Annotated in this window: 17 protein-coding genes; 5 read left to right on the top strand and 12 right to left on the bottom strand. The window is 68.6% G+C overall.

What is annotated here, in order from left to right; translation table 11 throughout:
• Genes AC4ELS_RS28175 through lipB form a run of 3 tightly spaced genes read right to left on the bottom strand, consistent with a single transcriptional unit; the run spans position 1 to position 2,384 of the window.
• Complete coding sequence (locus AC4ELS_RS28175; protein WP_064884190.1) at positions 1-753, bottom strand: DUF4191 domain-containing protein; 753 nt, start codon at positions 751-753, stop codon at positions 1-3.
• 4 nt (positions 754-757) lie between these two features.
• Positions 758-1,702 carry a lipoyl synthase gene (gene lipA, locus AC4ELS_RS28170; RefSeq protein WP_064884192.1) on the bottom strand — a complete coding sequence of 315 codons (945 nt, stop codon included), beginning with the start codon at positions 1,700-1,702 and terminating at the stop codon, positions 758-760.
• A 4-nt stretch (positions 1,703-1,706) separates the two neighbouring features.
• Complete coding sequence (gene lipB / locus AC4ELS_RS28165) at positions 1,707-2,384, bottom strand: lipoyl(octanoyl) transferase LipB (protein ID WP_499050250.1); 678 nt, start codon at positions 2,382-2,384, stop codon at positions 1,707-1,709.
• A gap of 69 nt (positions 2,385-2,453) precedes the next feature.
• Here lipB and AC4ELS_RS28160 point away from each other — a divergent pair, with 69 nt between their 5' ends.
• On the top strand, positions 2,454-2,978 hold the full coding sequence (locus AC4ELS_RS28160) for an STM3941 family protein (RefSeq protein WP_499050247.1): 525 nt from the start codon (positions 2,454-2,456) through the stop codon (positions 2,976-2,978).
• Here AC4ELS_RS28160 and AC4ELS_RS28155 read toward each other — a convergent pair.
• A complete protein-coding gene (locus AC4ELS_RS28155) occupies positions 2,975-3,883 on the bottom strand; it encodes a TIGR01777 family oxidoreductase (RefSeq protein ID WP_498886338.1) in 909 nt (302 codons plus the stop codon). The genes AC4ELS_RS28160 and AC4ELS_RS28155 overlap by 4 nt on opposite strands.
• Positions 3,884-3,908: 25 nt before the next feature.
• Positions 3,909-5,675, bottom strand: coding sequence for a 2-oxoglutarate dehydrogenase, E2 component, dihydrolipoamide succinyltransferase (sucB, locus tag AC4ELS_RS28150; RefSeq protein ID WP_499050245.1), 1,767 nt, complete (start codon positions 5,673-5,675; stop codon positions 3,909-3,911).
• A 213-nt stretch (positions 5,676-5,888) separates the two neighbouring features.
• Here sucB and AC4ELS_RS28145 point away from each other — a divergent pair, with 213 nt between their 5' ends.
• Together AC4ELS_RS28145 and AC4ELS_RS28140 are read left to right on the top strand one after the other, a co-directional pair.
• On the top strand, positions 5,889-6,242 hold the full coding sequence (locus tag AC4ELS_RS28145) for an oxidoreductase (protein ID WP_448443230.1): 354 nt from the start codon (positions 5,889-5,891) through the stop codon (positions 6,240-6,242).
• Positions 6,243-6,309: 67 nt separating this feature from the next.
• On the top strand, positions 6,310-8,046 hold the full coding sequence (locus AC4ELS_RS28140) for an SDR family oxidoreductase (RefSeq protein WP_499050242.1): 1,737 nt from the start codon (positions 6,310-6,312) through the stop codon (positions 8,044-8,046).
• 4 nt (positions 8,047-8,050) lie between these two features.
• Here the strand turns inward: AC4ELS_RS28140 and AC4ELS_RS28135 are convergent, their stop codons facing one another.
• From AC4ELS_RS28135 to AC4ELS_RS28125, 3 genes are read right to left on the bottom strand one after another with little or no spacing between them, the layout of a single operon-like run.
• A complete protein-coding gene (locus tag AC4ELS_RS28135) occupies positions 8,051-8,971 on the bottom strand; it encodes a lytic transglycosylase domain-containing protein (protein WP_448443228.1) in 921 nt (306 codons plus the stop codon).
• Between the two features lie 26 nt (positions 8,972-8,997).
• Positions 8,998-10,515 (bottom strand): leucyl aminopeptidase, encoded by a 1,518-nt coding sequence (locus AC4ELS_RS28130; protein ID WP_448443226.1) that lies wholly within the window; start codon positions 10,513-10,515, stop codon positions 8,998-9,000.
• A 10-nt stretch (positions 10,516-10,525) separates the two neighbouring features.
• Positions 10,526-11,608: an adenylate/guanylate cyclase domain-containing protein gene (locus tag AC4ELS_RS28125; protein WP_055115105.1), complete on the bottom strand. Its 1,083-nt coding sequence runs from the start codon at positions 11,606-11,608 to the stop codon at positions 10,526-10,528.
• A gap of 54 nt (positions 11,609-11,662) precedes the next feature.
• On the opposite strand from AC4ELS_RS28125, the gene gcvT reads away from it, so the two are divergent.
• Entirely contained in the window at positions 11,663-12,760 is a 1,098-nt protein-coding gene (gene gcvT, locus AC4ELS_RS28120) for a glycine cleavage system aminomethyltransferase GcvT (protein WP_448443224.1), read from the top strand.
• 52 nt (positions 12,761-12,812) lie between these two features.
• Complete coding sequence (locus tag AC4ELS_RS28115) at positions 12,813-13,919, top strand: branched-chain amino acid aminotransferase (RefSeq protein WP_064959980.1); 1,107 nt, start codon at positions 12,813-12,815, stop codon at positions 13,917-13,919.
• On the opposite strand, the gene AC4ELS_RS28110 is transcribed toward AC4ELS_RS28115, so the two are convergent.
• From AC4ELS_RS28110 to AC4ELS_RS28095, 4 genes are read right to left on the bottom strand one after another with little or no spacing between them, the layout of a single operon-like run.
• Complete coding sequence (locus AC4ELS_RS28110; RefSeq protein WP_448443222.1) at positions 13,916-14,641, bottom strand: adenosylcobinamide-GDP ribazoletransferase; 726 nt, start codon at positions 14,639-14,641, stop codon at positions 13,916-13,918. The two genes, AC4ELS_RS28115 and AC4ELS_RS28110, sit on opposite strands and share 4 nt — an antisense overlap.
• Complete coding sequence (gene cobT, locus AC4ELS_RS28105) at positions 14,638-15,708, bottom strand: nicotinate-nucleotide--dimethylbenzimidazole phosphoribosyltransferase (RefSeq protein ID WP_448443221.1); 1,071 nt, start codon at positions 15,706-15,708, stop codon at positions 14,638-14,640. The genes AC4ELS_RS28110 and cobT overlap by 4 nt, the downstream gene beginning before the upstream one ends.
• Complete coding sequence (locus AC4ELS_RS28100) at positions 15,705-16,247, bottom strand: bifunctional adenosylcobinamide kinase/adenosylcobinamide-phosphate guanylyltransferase (protein ID WP_064959983.1); 543 nt, start codon at positions 16,245-16,247, stop codon at positions 15,705-15,707. Before AC4ELS_RS28100 ends, cobT begins: the two co-directional genes overlap by 4 nt.
• 23 nt (positions 16,248-16,270) lie before the next feature.
• Positions 16,271-16,963: a DUF3043 domain-containing protein gene (locus tag AC4ELS_RS28095; RefSeq protein ID WP_064884235.1), complete on the bottom strand. Its 693-nt coding sequence runs from the start codon at positions 16,961-16,963 to the stop codon at positions 16,271-16,273.
• Positions 16,964-16,976: the final 13 nt, after the last annotated feature.

The following is a 16,976-nucleotide window of genomic DNA, read 5'->3' as shown; positions in this document are numbered from 1 at the left end:
CTAGCGCCGACGCACCGTGCGCTGCACGCCACGCATCTTCGCGCCGGCGGGCATCGGACCCTTGGGCATCCCGGCCGGACCGGACTTGGTGCCCAGTGCGGCGAGCCGGGACTCGATCGAGTCCATCTGCTTGACGGTGATGTTGGCCGGCAGCTTGTTCAGGTGGCGCTCCAGCTTCGACAGCGGCACCTCGCCCTCGCCGTTGCCGACGACGATGTCGTAGATCGGGATCTCGCCGACCAGGCGAGCGGTGCGCTTCTTCTCCTGCGCCAGCAGTGGCTTGACCCGGGTGGCCGAACCCTCACCGACGAAGATCACACCGGGACGACCGATCACCCGGTGCACTGCGTCGAAATGACCCGTCGCGGCGACGCCGGGGGTGACCCGCCACTTGCCACGCAGGTTGTCCAGTGCCCAGGCCGCGGCACCCGTCTGGCCCTCGGCCTTCTTGTACACCGACTTCTGGGCCCGGCGGCCGAAGATGATGAACGCGACGAGCGCGCCGAGCACCACACCGAGCGGGACCATCGTGTACATGGTGAACCCGCCGATGAGCAGGCCGGCGACCACAGCGGCAGCGACGATCAGCACGAACGCGCCGATCATGTACGGCAGCAGGCGCTTGTCCTCTTTGCGCTGGATCTGGAATGCCTGCCACAGCTGACTGCGCCGCTGTTTCGAGGCCGCCTTGCGGGCAGCCTTCGCCTCGGCCTTTGCCGCCTTGGTTTCTGCGGCATTGCGGGTTTTCGCCATTAACTCAGGATACGGGGGGTTGATCCGCGAACCGAACCCGCGCGGCCTGGGCATAGAGCCGGCCCGCGCGGTAGGACGAACGGACCAGTGGTCCGGCCAGCACACCGGCGAATCCCAGGCCCTCGGCATAGCTCGACAGCTCGACGAACTCGTCAGGGTGGACCCAGCGTTCGACCGGGTGGTGGCGGGGGGAGGGCCGCAGGTACTGGGTGATGGTGACGATGTCGCAGCCCGCGTCGTGCAGGTCGCGCAGTGCGGTGTGCACCTCGTCGATCGTCTCGCCCATCCCGAGGATCAGGTTCGATTTGGTGACCAGACCGAAGTCGCGGGCAGAGGTGATGACCGCAAGGCTGCGGTCGTAGCGGAACGCCGGACGAATGCGCTTGAAGATGCGCGGCACGGTTTCGACGTTGTGCGCGAACACTTCTGGGCGCGACTCGAAAACCTCTTCAAGCTGTGCGGGCTCTCCGTTGAAGTCCGGGGCCAACAACTCCACGCCGGTGTTCGGGTTCAGGGCATGGATCTGACGGACCGTCTCCGCGTACAGCCACGCCCCGCCGTCGGGCAGATCATCACGGGCCACCCCGGTCACGGTCGAGTATTTCAGCCCCATCGCCTGCACGCTCTCGGCGACCCGGCGCGGCTCGTCGCGGTCCAGATCGGCCGGCTTGCCGGTGTCGATCTGGCAGAAGTCACAGCGGCGGGTGCACTGCTCGCCGCCGATCAGGAACGTGGCTTCCCGGTCCTCCCAGCATTCGAAGATGTTGGGGCAACCCGCCTCCTCGCACACCGTGTGCAGACCTTCGCGGCGAACCAGACCCTTGAGCTCGGTGTACTCCGGACCCATCTTGGCCCTGGTCTTGATCCACGGTGGCTTGCGTTCGATGGGCGTCTGCGCGTTGCGCACTTCCAGACGCAGCAGCTTCCGACCTTCAGGCACCACAGTCACTGGTTCATCCTACGTTCAGCGCTACTTCCAGGCGTCCGTCGAGCGCGTCGGACACGGCGGCGGCGACGCGGTCGGTGACGTCCTCGACGGTGATGCGACGACCGAGTTCTGCCGTCAGCGATGTCACACCGGCATCCGCGATTCCGCACGGCACGATCGACGAGAACGCCGACAGGTCGCAGTCACAGTTCAGCGCGAACCCGTGCAGCGTCGTCGCCCGGGACACCCGGATGCCGATCGCGCCGACCTTGCGGGCCGGGCGCAGCCCGTCACCGGCGACCCACACGCCCGACCGTCCCTCGACCCGGCCCGTCTGCAGATCGAGATCCGCGCACACGGTGATGAGTGCTTCCTCAAGGCGCCGAACGAAATTCACCACGTCGAGCGGCTCGGTCAGCCCGATGATGGGGTAGCCCACCAACTGTCCGGGGCCGTGCCAGGTGATCTTGCCTCCGCGGTCCGTGTCGACGACGGGAGTGCCGTCCACCGGACGTTCGTGTGGCTCGGTGCGCTTGCCGGCGGTGTAGACAGCCGGGTGTTGCAGCAGCAGCAGAGTGTCGGGCCCACCGGCCACCCTGGCATCGGCGATCTCGCGCTGTAGTTCCCAGGCGGCTTCGTAATCGATCGTCCCCAGCTGCCGCACCGCCACCGGAGCAGTCGCCGAGCGGATGGATGCTGCCATGATCGTCCACGCTACTCGCGCGCAAAATTGCTGCCCGGCGCAGGGGTTTGCGCCCGATATCGTCGGACAGTGCCGACGTTTTCCGCCCGCAATTCGCTCTGGCGACTCTTGATGCTGCTGCTGTTCACACCGCTTTTCGCAGCGATTTCGGCCTGGATGACCCTCAACGCCGAGCTTTCGCTGCTGTACCGGGTACTCGGTGGGGCCAGTTGCCTGATCTCCCTGATCCTGACGGTCATCGCGGTGGTCGGGCTATTCGACCGCAGCGAGCAGGTCCGGGTCGCCTCCGACGGCATCTACTACAAGCGGTGGTCGGAGACGGTCATCCCGTGGGACGAGATCGTCGATGTGTCGGTGTTCAAGGACCGCTATCAGAAATTCATCATGCTGCGTCTGGCAGACCCGAAACGGTTCCCGTCGACGACGTTGGCCGGTCGTTTGGGCGGGGCCAACCGACGGTTGGCCGGTCGTTTGGGCGGGGCCAACCGACGGTTGGCCGGCGGTGACATCGCGATTTCGCTGACTCATATGAACCGCGGCTTCGACGAGGCGATGACGGTGATCGAGGACTACCGGGCTACGTCGGCTCGCTAATCCTCGGGTGCGGCGGTGGCATATGTCAATGCCTCGCCGACGGTGTTGTGGTGGAAGCTGAAGCCGGCCCGCTCCAGGGCGGCGGGGATCGCGCGCTGGCCGATGAGCAGTCCCTCGTCGGCAATCTCGCCGAGCAGCGTGCGCAGCGCGAATCCCGGGACCATCACCGGGGTGGGCCGGTTGAGCGCCCGGCCCAGTGCGGCGGTGAACTCGGCATTGGTCACCGGGGCCGGACCGGTGAGATTGACCGGTCCGGACAGGCTTTCGGTCGTCATCGCGAACAGCACCGCGCGGACCTCGTCCTCAAGGCTGATCCACGGGATGTACTGCCTGCCGTTGCCCAGCCTGGCGCCCAGGCCGAGAGAGAACAGCGGCTTGAGCCGGTTCACCATGCCGCCCGACGGGGACATGACCAGCCCGGTACGCAGCAGCACCACCCGACAGCCGGCGGCGACGGCCGGCGCGGTCGCCGCTTCCCAGTCTGCGCACAGCCCGGCAAGGAAACCGCGCCCTTCGGGCGCGGACTCGTCGGTCACCCGGTCCCGGGTGTCGCCGTAGTAGCCGACCGCGCTGGCATTGATCAGCACCGGCACCCCGGCATCGGCCACCGCCCCGGCCAGCACCTCGGTGGGGCCGATCCGGCTGTCGCGCAGGCTCTGCTTAAAGGCGCCCGACCACCGTTTGTCGCCGACGCCGACGCCGCAGAGGTTCACCACCGCGTCCACGCCATTCAGCGCGCCGGCGTCGAACTCGCCGGTGTCGGGATTCCAGAACAGCTCGTCGCCGTTCGATGGTGCCCTGCGTACGATCCGGAGCACCCGGCGATCGGCAGCGCGCAGCGCTGACACCAGCGCCGAACCGATCAGACCGGATGATCCCGCTATCGCGATGACGGCGTCCGCCACAGTGGGGAGCCCCTCCTAACGGCGTTTACAGCCCGAGGTCGGCCTCGAAAGCACCTTCTTCGAGCCTGCGCTTGATGGTGGTCACGAACCGGCCGGCATCTGCGCCGTCGATCAGCCGGTGGTCGTAGGTCAGCGGCAGGTAGCACACCGAGCGCACACCGATCGACTCATTGCCGTACTCGTCGGAGATCACCCGCGGACGCTTGACGATCGCCCCGGTGCCCAGCATCGCCGCCTGCGGCGGCACCAGGATCGGGGTGTCGAACAGCGCGCCCTGGCTGCCGATGTTGGTGATGGTGAACGTGCCACCGGACAACTCGTCTGGCTTGAGGTTGCCCGACCGGGCCCGAGCCGCGATGTCGGAGATGGCACGCGCCAACCCGCCCAGCGACAGATCACCAGCGTTGTGGATCACCGGAGAGAGCAGACCCTGATCGGTATCGACCGCGAAGCCGAGGTGCTCGGCGTCGTAGTAGGTGATCTCCTTGGTGTCCTCGTTGTAGCTCGCGTTGATGTTCGGGTGGATCTTCAACGCATCGATGACGGCGCGGGCGATGAACGGCAGATAGGTGAGGTTGACACCCTCGCGCTCGGCGAAATCTGCCTTCGCCCGGGCCCGCAACGCCACGATCTTGGTCATGTCGACCTCGTGGGTCTGGGTCAACTGCGCAGTCGCCTGCAACGATTCCCGCGTCTTCTTCGCGGTGATCTGGCGAATCCGGTTGGCCTTCTGCGTCGTTCCGCGCAGGTGCGCCAACGCCGGGGACGGGGCCGCCGACGCGGCGGCGGGTGCGGCCGCGGCAGGGGCCGCCGGTGCGGCCGGAGCCGGGGGAGCCTTTTTGGCCTCGGCCGCGGCGAGCACATCCTGCTTGCGGACGCGTCCGCCGACACCGGTGCCCTTCACCGATGCCAGGTCGACACCGTTCTCCGCGGCCAACTTTCGCACCAGCGGGGTGACGTACGGCGAGCCGTCTCCGGCTGCCGCCGGGGCCGCGGGCGCCTGCGCGGCAGGGGCTGGCTCGGCCTTGGGCTCGGCCTTGGGCTCGGGCTTCGGCTCTGGTTTCGGTTCGGGCTTGGGCTCCGGTTTCGGTTCAGGCTTCGCTTCGGGAGCGGGTGCTTCGGGAGCAGGAGCAGCGGCCGGCGCCGCGGAGGCGTCACCGATCTTCGCCAGCTCGCCGCCGACGGCCACTGTGTCGTCCTCTTCGGCGGTGATCTCCAGCAGGGTGCCGGCCACCGGGGACGGGATCTCGGTGTCGACCTTGTCCGTGGACACCTCGACGAGCGGCTCGTCGACGCCGACCGAGTCGCCGATCTTCTTGAGCCAGCGGGTGACGGTGCCCTCGGTGACCGACTCGCCCAACTCAGGCATCACGACGGTGGTGGCCGACCCGGAGGCGGCAGGAGCCGGGGCGGACGGGGCAGGCTGTGCCGGGGCGGCGGGCTCCGGGGCAGCAGTCTCGGCCGGCGCGGCCGAGGGCTCGGTGGCCTGGGGCTGCGGCTCGGGTTCCGGCTTGGCTTCTGGCTCCGAGGCGGGCGCTGCCGAGGCTTGTTCGCCGGCCTCGCCGATGACCGCGAGCTCGCCACCGATCTCGACGGTGTCGTCCTCCTGGGCGACGATCTTCGTCAGCACACCCGCGGCGGGCGACGGGATCTCGGTGTCGACCTTGTCCGTGGACACCTCCAGCAGTGGCTCGTCGAGTTCGACGGTGTCGCCCTCTTGTTTCAGCCAGCGGGTGACGGTCCCCTCGGTGACGCTCTCACCTAGCGCGGGCATCTGGACGGAGATGGCCATGTATTGACTCCTCGGACGGTCACTTGTGACGACTCGAACTCTGGCTTACCACAGCTAGGTGCACTGGGTACGGCACCTAGGTGGATTGTCGGAACCATCCTGTCACTGCAGCAACATTCGCACTCACTCAGGGTTGCCGATCCTCTGGCACTATCGAGTGAGGGTTTGCAGGGCGGTTCGTCGAACTTCCCCAGAGCTGAGGAGATCCGTCCGTTGGGCCTGTTCGATACGTTTCGCCGAAACCGGTCGGCGCGCGGATCCGGCAGCGACCAGGCCGGGGACCTGCAGTATCTGCAACGTTGGGTGGCCGAGCATGTCGGAGTCGAGGCATTCGTCGAACCCCGCACCACCGTCACGGAGGTGACGGTCGTGCTCGTTGCTGCGGACGGGGAATGGACGCGGCGGCGCACGGGTGGCGAGGCGGGTGCGCGGAAGCTCAGCGAGCGTTTGCAGATCCCCGTGTACGACGTGCAGAAGGTCGGATATCCGCAACGGATGCGGGACTACGATGCGCGTCGACGCATCGAACGGCAGCGCGCCGTGTACCGCGAACTCGACGACCGTTAGAGTCGAGGCAACCGGTACCTCCGGTATTGGATACTGTTCGTCACAGGTACCTCGTGGAGGATGGACTATGCAGCGCTTCGTCGACAGTTCGGACGGAACCCGTATCGCGGTTTACGAACAAGGGGACCGGCAGCGCCCCACGCTGGTGATGGCCCACGGCTGGCCGGACTCGCACGTGCTGTGGAACGGCGTCACGGGCGAACTCGAGGACCGCTTCCACATCGTGCGGTACGACAACCGCGGCGCCGGGGCCTCGGATGTCCCCAAGGCGGTCAGGGCCTACCGGATGGACCGATTCGCCGACGACCTGTCTGCGGTGATCGACGCGGTGAGCCCCGGCCGCCCCGTGCACGTGCTGGCCCACGACTGGGGTTCGGTCGGCGTATGGGAGTACCTGAGCCGGCCCGAGGCCTCTGAGAAGGTGGCGTCCTTCACGTCGGTGTCGGGACCCAGCACCGACCACTACGGGTCGTTCGTGCGCGGCCGGCTCGCCCGCCCGTACCGGCCCATCCGGTTCGCCAAGGCGGTGAACCTGGCCTCGCGGTTCAGCTACTGGATCCCCTTCTCGGTCCCCGTCGTCGCGCCGGTCCTGATGCGGCGCGGTGCCGCGCGTCGACTGCAGGCCATCGACACCGCGGGCCCCAAATTCCAGTCCGAGGCGCTTGACACCGATGCGGCGAACGGCCTGAAGATCTACCGCGCCAATGCGATTCGCTCGTTCACGACTCTGCGGAGCGATCACTATGTGACGGTGCCCGTGCAGTTGATCTGCAACGACCACGATCCCGTGGTGCGTGGACACGGCTACGACGAGTCGTCTAAGTGGGTGCCGCTGCTGTGGCGCCGTGACCTGAAAGCCGGCCACTGGGCGCCGTTCTCACACTGGCGGGCCATCGCCAACGCGACAGCCGATCTGATCGATCACATCGAGGGTGCCCCGGCCTCCCGCGCCTTGCGGCGTGCTCAGGTCGACCGCTCGCGTGATCCCTTCAGCGACACACTGGTTTCGGTGACCGGTGCGGGCAGCGGCATCGGCCGTGCCACCGCCCTGGCCTTCGCCGCACAGGGCGCCGAACTGGTGGTCAGCGATATCGACGAGGCTTCGGCCAAGGCCACCGCCAACGAGATCGCCGCGCGCGGTGGCGTGGCCCACGCCTACGGACTCGACGTGTCCGACGCCGAGGCCGTGGAAAGCTTCGTCGAGCAGGTCTGCAGCACCCACGGCGTGCCCGACGTGGTGGTCAACAACGCCGGAATCGGCCACGGCGGCAAGTTCCTCGACACCCCGGCCGAGCAGTTCGACCGGGTGCTCGATGTGAACCTCGGGGGAGTCGTCAACTGCTGCAGGTCATTCGCCCGACGCCTCGTCGACCGGGGTACCGGTGGCCACATCGTCAACGTGGCCTCGATGGCCGCCTATTCGCCGTCGGCTTCGATGAACGCCTACTCGACCAGCAAGGCCGCGGTGTTCATGTTCTCCGACTGCCTGCGCGCCGAATTGGACGCGGCGGGAGTCGGTTTGACGACGATCTGCCCGGGCATGATCGACACCAACATCATCGACACCACCCGCTTCGACGTCCCTGCCGAAAAGCAGGACCAGGTGGAGCAGTTGCGCGCGGCGACCAAGAAGGCCTTCGCCGCGCGGCGCTACGGGCCGGACAAGGTGGCCAAGGCCATCGTCGCCGCGGTCCGCAAGGACAAGGCGATCCGCCCCGTCACCCCGGAGGCCTATGCCGCCTACGGCGTGGCACGGCTGGTGCCCTCGGCGCTGCGCCGGGTGGCGCGGTCGGGGTCGCTGTAGACCGCTACTGCGGGTGGGCCGTCAGATACTCGCCGACGGATATCCGAGACTCGGCGGCGTACCCGATGGGCAGCAGCACGTCCCCTGCGGTGGAGACGTAATACACATCCCAGCGGTAGAACGCGCCGAAAGCCGCCGGATCGGCGGCCATCGCGGCGGCGTAGTCGGTGACCGCTCGCACGTACTCGTCGGCGTTGTTGTACCGGAACAGGGCGTGGTCGGGGTCGTGGGAAAAACCGTTGGCGGCCAAGTAATTTCCGGCGGCCATGATGCTGTCGCGGGGTGAGTGGATGTCGCCGCCCAGGCCGTACGCGGCGAACGTGGAGGGCATGAACTGCATCGGCCCCTGCGCGCCGGCCGAGCTGTCGCCGGTGACGCTGCCGAAGTGTGTCTCGATCAGGTTGATCGCCGCGAGGTAATTCCAGCCCACGCCGGAGGCCGCCTCGGCCTCGCGGTACGCGTCCAGGAGCAGCTCAGCCGGAGCCGGCGGGTTGATGCGCCACGCAGGCAGCGTGTCCTTGGGTTCGGCCAGCGTGGCGAGTTGCCGACGCGCATCGACGTTGTGGTCGTAGAACGCGACCAGTTCCGCGGGGATGCGGGGCCGGATGATCGCGTCCCATTCGGGGTGGCGGCCGATCGCGCGGTAGGCGACCTGCTGACGCCGGGCCGCCTGTGTCAGCGTCGTCTCCGGCGTCGACGGAGCACGGAGGGCACGCTCGTCGGCGATGAGATCCTGCGCCAGCCGAGCCGGATCCGGCGCCAGGCGGGGCTGCGCTCCGGCGGGGGTCGCCGGCGCGGCCGGGTGCGTCGACGGTGCGGCCGCACTCGTGGAGGCCCCCGGCGGCGGGTTCGACGTTCCCGAACAGCCGGCGAGAGCTGCGCCCAACGTGAAGAAGATCGCGAGGCTCCGAAGAAATCTCGCCATCTTGTTCACGTTGGGCGGGAACATGATCAGCCGTTGTCGGCGATATCCTCCAGGACCGCGAACATCGTCCGCGTCGGCACTCCGGTGCCGCCCTTGGGTGTGTAACCCCAAGGGCCGCCGGTGTTGTAAGCCGGGGCGGCGATGTCGATGTGCGACCACTGGACCCCGTCGGCGACGAACTCGCGGAGATACGTGCCCGCCACCAGCATCCCGGCGTAGCGGGACCCGCTGACATTGGCCAGGTCCGCCACCGAGGACTTGAGGTCGTCCTTGAGTTCCTCGGGCAACGGCATGGCCCAGCCGTTCTCGCCGACGGACTGCGACAGCGTCGCCACCCGGTCGCGGAATTCGTCGCTACCCATCACGCCCGGCGTGCGGGAACCAAGGGCCACGGTCTGCGCGCCCGTCAGGGTGGAGGTCTCGATCAGGTAATCCGGCTCGTCCTCGCACGCACGCACGATCGCGTCGGCCAGGATCAGACGACCTTCGGCGTCGGTGTTGAGCACCTCGACGGTGATCCCGCCGTACTGGGTCAGCACATCGCCCGGGCGTTGCGCGGTCGACGACGGCATGTTCTCGGCCATCGGCACGGTAGCGATCACCTCGATCGGCAGGTTCTGCCTGGCGGCCAGCACCACGGTCGCGATGACCGCGGCGGCGCCACCCATGTCCGAGGTCATGTGATGCATGTTGGCGGCCGGCTTGATCGAGATGCCGCCGGTGTCGAACGTGATGCCCTTACCGACGAGCGCGACGCGCTTGGCCTTCTTGCCCTTTGCGCCCCGGTGGGTCAACCGCACCAGGCGCGGCGGGCGCGACGATCCCTTGCCGACACCCACGATGCCGCCGTAGCCGGCCTTGGCCAGAGCCTTGTCGTCGAGCACCTCGACCTCAAGCCCGGCGTCCTCACCCAAAGCCTTTGCGCGCTTGGCGAATTCGTCCGGAAAAAGGTGGCTCGGCGGGGTGTTGACGAAATCCCGGGCCGTCGCGACCGCCGAAGCGATGTCCACCGCGCGCTGCGCTTCCGCCTTGGTGGCGGCCTTGGTGTCGGCGGCCAGCGCGGTGATCGCGGTCAACCCGGCATCGGTGGGTGCGGTCTTGGCGCTGCGGAAGTCACTGAATCGGTAGGCGCCCAGGATCAATCCCTCGACGGCCGCCTCCAGGTCGATCGCCGACAGCGACGTCACCACCGTGGCGACCTTGTCCAACGCGCGTGCTGCGGTGCCGGCGGCCCGGCGAATCGTGTCGGCCGACCACTCGTCGCGCGGCTTACCCAGGCCGACGGTCAGCACGCTGGCAACCGGAAGCGACGCGACCACCAGGCGGTGCGTCTGGCCCTCGCCGCCGGTGGCTCCCAGCGCCTGCAGGCTGGATTCCACGGCGGCGACCGCGTCGTCATCGAGGTAGGGCCCCACGGCCAGGACCTTGGGCCCGGCGTCGTCGCTGACGACGCCGATGACGAGGACGGCCTCGGCGACCCCCTTGCGGGGCAACGACGAGCTGACAGTGACGGTGGGGGCCTGGTAGCCGGGTGCGCTGCTCACCCCGTTCACCCTAGAGTCCGGCGAGCGGATACGCCGTGACCGGTGCGTCGAACCCTTTCAGGGTCAGCGCCTGCGCCGCGGCGAACTGTCGGCGCGGCAGGAGATCGTGCAGGGACTCCGACACCAGGATCTGGCTGGGTGGCGCGATGCCCACCAGCCGCGCCGCGCGATTGACGGTGTTGCCGAAGTAGTCGCCGCCGATGGCTAGCGCGGGACCGAAGTCCACTCCTGCCCGCACGTGCAGGCCCGTCTCACGTACCCGCGGGTGCGTGACCAGGTCGACGGCCACCTGAGCCAGCTGTTCGGGTTCGTAACCCACCCACATCACGGCGTCGCCGATGAACTTCACCACCCGGCAGTCGCGGGCGTGGACGATGTCGGAACTCGTCGAGCTGAACTCGTTGAGCAGGGCCGACAGTTCGGTGGTGGTCAGCATCTGGGTGAGTGCGGTGAAACCGGAAAGATCGGCAAAACCGATGCCACACAACACGCCTGAGGATCCCTCCTGCAGGACGTGCTCGAAGTAACGCCGTGTGCTCATCAGATGGTGACGGTGCACGGCGTCGATCATCGAGCCGATGCGGGGAATGAACCGGGCCGCGGCCCGGTAGGCCTTGGCGGTGGTGAGCTCGTCATGGGAATGCTCGAGCTGGATGTCGGGGGTGCCGGCCCGGCTCATCGACGAGATGGCCTCGGACAACCTCGCCATGCCCGAACCCACCACTCGAAGCAACCCGGTGGCCTCGACGTCTCCCACCAGCACGCGCATCTCGGCCCAGGTGCGCAGCGCCTCCACGTCGGCCGTGCTCAGAGTCTTTACGTCGCATCCGGCGACGGTCAGGCCGAGCGCTGCCCACGCGCGTTCCACGTCGGCCAGCGGAACCCCGATCATCGCGGCCACATCGGCCAGGCAGTACTCCGGCGGCCCCGACCACTGCAGGACATCGCCGGCCAGGCCGAACAGCCGGCCGCGGGATTCGGCCTCGATCATCTCCTCGGCGGTGAACCCGAGACCGTCCAGATACTCGATGAGCGGGGCGCGCCTGCGGGCGTCGGCGATCCCGCCGGATTCCAGCGCATCGAAATCGACCACCAGGTAAGTGTGCAGTTTGGTGGTGGGATCAGGCGTGCGGTTTAGGGTGAACTCGTGAGTGACGACCTGCTGCACGGACCGTTGGAAGACCGCCACCGCGAACTGGGGGCCAGTTTCGCCGAGTTCGGCGGATGGCTGATGCCGGTGTCCTACGCCGGGACCGTCTCCGAGCACAACGCCACGCGTGAGTCCGTCGGCCTGTTCGACGTCAGCCACCTCGGCAAGGCACTGGTCAAGGGGCCGGGTGCGGCGGCCTACGTCAACGCGGCCCTCACCAACGACCTGAACCGGATCGGACCGGGTAAAGCGCAGTACACCCTGTGCTGCACCGAGTCGGGCGGCGTGATTGACGACCTGATCGCCTACTACGTCTCCGACGACGAGATCTTCCTCGTGCCCAATGCCGCGAACACCGCGGCTGTCGTCGCCGAACTGCGCAAGAACGCCCCCGACGGGCTGACCATCACCGACGAGCACCGCTCCTACGCCGTGCTGGCCGTGCAGGGGCCGAAGTCCGCCGAGGTGCTCGACGCGCTCGGGTTGCCCACCGACATGGACTACATGGGCTACGCCGATGCCGAATACGACGGCGTGTTCGTCCGGGTGTGCCGCACCGGCTACACCGGCGAGCACGGCTACGAACTGCTGCCGGCCTGGGACCGCGCCGGCGTGGTGTTCGACGCACTGGTGGCGGCCGTGCGCGCAGCCGGCGGCGAGCCCGCGGGCCTGGGTGCCCGCGACACCCTGCGCACCGAGATGGGCTATCCGCTGCACGGACACGAACTGTCGCTGGACATCTCGCCGCTGCAGGCCCGCTGCGGCTGGGCGATCGGATGGAAGAAGGACGCGTTCTGGGGCCGCGACGCGCTGCTGGCCGAGAAGGAGGCCGGGCCGGCTCGTGTGCTGCGCGGCCTCAAGGCCGTCGGCCGCGGAGTGCTGCGCGCCGATCTCGCGGTGCTCGACGGGGACACCCGGATCGGGACCACGACATCGGGAACGTTCTCGCCGTCACTGAAAGTCGGTATCGCGCTGGCGCTCATCGACACCGCCAACGACATCGCCGACGGGCAGCTGGTGAGTGTGGACGTGCGTGGCCGCGCCGTCGAATGCGAAGTGGTCAAGCCGCCGTTCGTGGCCCCGCACACCCGCTGAGCTCCTGCTCCCGCGGGGAAATGGGCTAGCGACCGGGCGATACAATCGCTGCATGACTAGCGGCCATCTCGAGTTCACGGTTTCAGCCAACGCGAATCCGGCGACCGATGCGGTACGCGACTCCATCCTGGCCAACCCAGGCTTCGGCAAATACCACACCGACCACATGGTGGCCATCGACTACACCGCCGGACAGGGCTGGCACGACCCGCGGGTGGTCCCGTACGGGCCGATCGAGCTCGACCCCTCGGCCATCGTGCTGCACTACGCGCAGGAAGTGTTCGAAGGGCTCAAGGCCTACCGCTGGGCGGACGGCTCGATCGTGTCCTTCCGGCCGGAGTCCAACGCCGCGCGGCTGCAGGCGTCTTCGCGGCGGCTGGCCATCCCGGAACTTCCCGAGGACGTGTTCATCGAGTCGCTGCGCCGGCTCATCGCGGTCGACGAGGCGTGGGTGCCCGCGGCCGGCGGTGAGGAGTCGCTGTACCTGCGGCCGTTCGTGATCGCCACCGAGCCGGGCCTGGGCGTGCGCCCGGCCAACGAGTACCGCTACCTGGTGATCGGCTCGCCGGCCGGCGCGTACTTCAAGGGCGGTATCAAGCCGGTCAGCGTGTGGCTGTCGCACGAGTACGTGCGCGCGTCACCCGGTGGCACCGGTGCGGCCAAGTTCGGCGGCAACTACGCGGCCTCGCTGCTCGCGCAGGCGCAGGCCGCCGACAACGGGTGCGACCAGGTGGTGTGGTTGGACGCGATCGAGCGCCGTTACGTCGAAGAGATGGGCGGGATGAACCTGTTCTTCGTCTTCGGCAGTGGTGGTTCGGCCCGGCTCGTCACCCCGGAGCTGTCCGGCTCGTTGCTGCCGGGTATCACGCGAGACTCGTTGCTGCAGTTGGCAACCGATGCCGGATTCGCGGTCGAGGAACGCAAGATCGATGTCGACGAGTGGCAGAAGAAGGCCGCCGCGGGTGAGATCACCGAGGTGTTCGCCTGCGGTACGGCCGCGGTGATCACCCCGGTTTCCCACGTGAAACACGCCGACGGCGAGTTCACCATCGCCGACGGACAACCGGGCGAGATCACCATGGCCCTGCGTGACACCCTGACCGGGATCCAGCGCGGCACCTTCGCCGATACGCACGGCTGGATGGCGCGGCTGAACTAGCCGATCGCCAGCCCGAGCGCGGTCAGCGTCGTCGTCACCTCGACGGCGGCGCCCAGCACGTCACCGGTGATGCCACCGAACCGTCGCACGCAGTGGGCGACCAGCAGCGCCGAACAGCCCACGGTCACCAGCACCACGGCCGGGCCCTGCCACATCCGGGGACCCGCCCATGCGGCCAGGACAGCAACGGCGCCCACCCAGGCCGCCCCTACGGCCACCGGCTGGGTGCCGGCCACCGCGCCACCCAGTGAGCTGCCCGCCGCGGCGGGCACCGAACGGCGGCAGGCGACGACCGCCGCGACGCGTCCGGCGGTGACGGCGACGACGACGGCGACCGCGCTGAGTTGAGCGAATGCCATTGCCTGACAACCGATCACCACGATGACCGCGGCGACGCCGAACGGCCCCGCCGAACCGTCACGCATGACCGCCAGTGCCCGTTCCGGCGGGCCGTAGCACCCAAGACCGTCGACGGTGTCGCAGAACCCGTCGATGTGCAGCCCGCGGGTGGCCAGCAGGAGCACCGCCACCGCCAGGAGGCCGGGTAGTGCACCACCGGTGCCGAAGGCCCACTGGCCGCCGGCCACCACCGCGGCCGCGAGCGCGCCCAGCATGAGGCCGGCCACGGGCAGCGCGGTGAGGGCGCCTCGACCGATGCCGGCCGAAGTTCGCACCGGTAGCACCGTGCCGAATGCGAACGCCCCGCCGAGCGCGGAAATCATGATGTTGATTCGAGCGATCCGGCCACTGCGGCCTCGTCGAAGGTGGCCATCGAGGCCAGGGTGGCGATCGCAGCCCGCACGATCGGCAGCGCCACCGCGGCGCCGGTACCTTCGCCCAGACGCATGCCGAGGTCGACGATCGGCTCCAGTCCCAGCTGTGACAGCGCCAGGCTGTGAGCCGGTTCGGTCGACCGATGGCCCGCCTGCCACCACGCCTGCGCACCCGGTGCCAGCTTCTCGGCCACAAGCGCCGCGGCCGTCACCACCATGCCGTCCAGGAGCACCGGGGTGCGTCGCACCGCGGCCTGGGTCAGGAACCCGGCCATCGCGGCCAGGTCGGCACCGCCGCACACCCGCAACAGACCCACCGGATCGCTGGTCACCGATCGGGCCCGGTACAGCGCGTCGCGTACCGCGCCGGTCTTGCGCATCCAGCCTTGGTCGTCGATACCGGTGCCTCGGCCGACGACCACGACAGGTTCGGTTCCAGTCAGTGCTGCCACCAAAGTTGTTGCTGCCGTGGTGTTTCCGATTCCCATATCGCCGGCGATCAGCAGATCGGCCCCGGCATCGATCTCTTCGTCGGCGATTTGGCGCCCTGCCGAGATTGCCGCGACCGCTTCCTCTTCGGTGAGGGCATCCTCGACCGCGATGTTGCCCGAGCCGCGGCGGATCTTGTGGGCGCCGACCGCGGGGGACAGCGGCTCGTCACAGTCGACGGCCATGTCGGCGACACGGACCGTGGCCCCGGCCACCTCGGCCAGTACGTTGATCGCGGCGCCGCCCGCGTCGAAGTTGGCCACCATCTGTCCGGTCACCGCGGCCGGAAAAGCCGAAACGCCTGCGGCGGTGACCCCGTGGTCGGCCGCGAACACCACCACGCGGGCCCGGGTGAGCGCCCGCGGCGGGCACACGCCCTGACACGAGGCCGCCCAGACCGCGAGGTCTTCCAGCCGACCGAGGGAGCCGGGCGGTTTGGTGAGCCGGGCCTGGCGGGCTCGTGCCGCCGCGGCCGCCTCGGCATCTGGTGCAGAGACCGCGGCGAAGGCCTCGTCCAATTGCGTCATGACGGCTCCTTCACCGTGAGCGGTTGGCCGGCCACCACCAGCACCACGCGGTCGCACACAGCGGCCAGACGCTGGTTGACCGTGCCCAGTTCATCGGCGAACCGGCGTCCCGCCTCGGTGGCAGGCACCACCGTGAGCCCGACCTCGGGGCTGACCAGGACCAGGGGAGCGGTGAACGCGTCCACCGCCTGCACAAGGACGTCGACTTCGCGGTCCACGGGTGATCCGGTCCAGGCGCCGAGGCGGTCCATGGTCGCGGTCAGCCAGCCACCGATGTCGTCGACGAGTGTTGCGGTGCCCGGAATCTCGCCCGCGCCGGAGTTCAGAGCCCCGGACAGATCAGAGGTCTCCACGGTGTGCCAGTGCGCGGGCCGACGCACCTGGTGTGCGCTCACGCGGTCGGCCCAGGCGGGATCACCGTCGCCGCCGGGCCCGGTGGCCAGGTAGCACACCGGTGCCTCCCCGGCAGTACGGGCGATCGCCGCCTCGGCCCACTGCGATTTACCCGAGCGGATACCGCCGAGCACCAGGGTGCGCACTCCTCAGGCCGCCTGGAATGGCATCAAGAGATCTTGTCGCCGCGTTCGACCGCCGGCCGCGGCGCGCGCATGCGGCGCAGCTGCGACGCCCGGCTGGCTGCGTAAAGCCCGAGCTTCCAACCACTTTCGGTGTTGTCGGGGAACTTCTCGTCCACCATGTGATTCACCTTGCGGCCGACGATGAACCCGTCGATGAGCATGATGACGACCAGGATCAGCATCGCGTAGGACAGAATCTGCTGGAACTTCAGCGACGGCAGCGCAAGCATGAAGAAGATCATCGCCAGGGCGGCGGGCATGAACAGGCCCAGCACATTGCGGCGGGAGTCGACGATGTTGCGGACATAACGGCGAACCGGGCCCTTGTCGCGGGGCAGCAGGTAGGACTCCTCGCCGGCCATCATCTTCTCGCGGCGATCGGACATGTCGGCCCGGCGGGTGAGCCGCTCGATCTTGCGTTCTTCCTTGGACAGCTTGGGCCCGCGCAGCTCCTTGCGGCGCTGCCGCGCCTCGGCGGAGGTCAGCGGTGCCGGTGCGACCGGGCCGCGCCGCTTGCTCGCCTCGTTGCGTTTGGGTGTCGGCCTGCCCTTGGGGGCGGTGCCTGAGGTCGCAGCACCGGCCGTTGATTCGGCGGTCGGTGCGGCCGACCCGTTGACGACCTGGTCGGTTCCGGCGGATTCGCCTTCGTTGTCCTTCTTGCGGCCCAGCAGCTTCACGACTGCCAGGTTA

Source organism: Mycobacterium shunyiense (assembly GCF_058270035.1).
This window is presented reverse-complemented; position numbering and strand designations above follow the sequence as displayed.

What these genes read in the sequence shown, in the direction of transcription:
- AC4ELS_RS28175 (WP_064884190.1), bottom strand. Translation starts at nt 753, where the DNA reads ATGGCGAAAACCCGCAATGCCGCAGAAACCAAGGCGGCAAAGGCCGAG.
- lipB (WP_499050250.1), bottom strand. Translation starts at nt 2,384, where the DNA reads ATGGCAGCATCCATCCGCTCGGCGACTGCTCCGGTGGCGGTGCGGCAG.
- sucB (WP_499050245.1), bottom strand. Translation starts at nt 5,675, where the DNA reads ATGGCCATCTCCGTCCAGATGCCCGCGCTAGGTGAGAGCGTCACCGAG.
- AC4ELS_RS28140 (WP_499050242.1), top strand. Translation starts at nt 6,310, where the DNA reads ATGCAGCGCTTCGTCGACAGTTCGGACGGAACCCGTATCGCGGTTTAC.
- AC4ELS_RS28135 (WP_448443228.1), bottom strand. Translation starts at nt 8,971, where the DNA reads ATGGCGAGATTTCTTCGGAGCCTCGCGATCTTCTTCACGTTGGGCGCA.
- AC4ELS_RS28115 (WP_064959980.1), top strand. Translation starts at nt 12,813, where the DNA reads ATGACTAGCGGCCATCTCGAGTTCACGGTTTCAGCCAACGCGAATCCG.
- AC4ELS_RS28110 (WP_448443222.1), bottom strand. Translation starts at nt 14,641, where the DNA reads ATGATTTCCGCGCTCGGCGGGGCGTTCGCATTCGGCACGGTGCTACCG.
- cobT (WP_448443221.1), bottom strand. Translation starts at nt 15,708, where the DNA reads ATGACGCAATTGGACGAGGCCTTCGCCGCGGTCTCTGCACCAGATGCC.